General features: G+C 65.0%; 2 pseudogenes. Both read left to right on the forward strand.

Annotation, left to right across the window (positions count from 1 at the left end):
* Window positions 1-453: pseudogene (locus NQ160_RS24285) on the forward strand (ABC transporter substrate-binding protein); the annotation flags it as partial.
* 32 nt (window positions 454-485) lie between these two features.
* A pseudogene (locus NQ160_RS24290) lies at window positions 486-838 on the forward strand (ABC transporter permease); the annotation flags it as partial.

The following is an 838-nucleotide window of genomic DNA, read 5'->3' on the forward strand; positions in this document are numbered from 1 at the left end:
TTCACCTTCACGATCGACACCCCCGACTCGGGCGTGCACTCCACGGTCGCGGAGTTCCTCAAGTCCGAGCTGGCGAAGGTCGGCGTGACGGTGGAGATCAACATCATCACCGACGACGAGTGGTACCAGAAGGTCTACACGGACAAGAACTTCGAGGCGACCCTGCAGGGCCACGTCAACGACCGTGACATCAACTTCTACGGCAACCCCGACTTCTACTGGGGCTACGACAACGCCGACGTGCAGACGTGGCTGGCTCAGTCCGAGGCGGCATCCACCGTCGAGGAGCAGACCGAGCTGATCGCGAAGGCGAACCAGCAGATCTCCGACGACGCCGCGAGCGTCTGGCTCTACCTGAACCCGCAGCTGCGCATCGCGGCGGAGGGGGTCAGCGGCGTGCCGGAGAATGGACTGAACTCCCTCTTCTACGTGTACGACATCACGAAGGCGTAGCGATCACCCGGTACCTGCTTCGACGGACAGGATTGCTGCTGCTGGCGTTCGCGCTGGCGGTGACGATCCTGTTCGTCGTGCTCCGGGTGCTGGGAAACCCCGTCTTCGCCCTGATCTCGGTGGGGGCGACGGATGCCGAGATCGCCGCGGCCGCCGCCCGCCTGGGGGTGGACCGGCCGATCTGGGAACAGTTCCTGTCGTACGTCGGGCAGCTGCTGTCGTTCGACCTCGGCCAGTCGTTCACCAACCACCTGAACGTCGGCGACGAGATCGTCCGGCGCATGAACGTCACCCTGCCGCTGACGCTGCTGTCGTTCGCGCTCTCGGTGCTGATCGCGGTGCCGGTGGGCTTCTTCGCCGCCTGGAAGTCGCGCACCTGGTACGG

Source organism: Microbacterium sp. zg.Y909, from assembly GCF_024626565.1.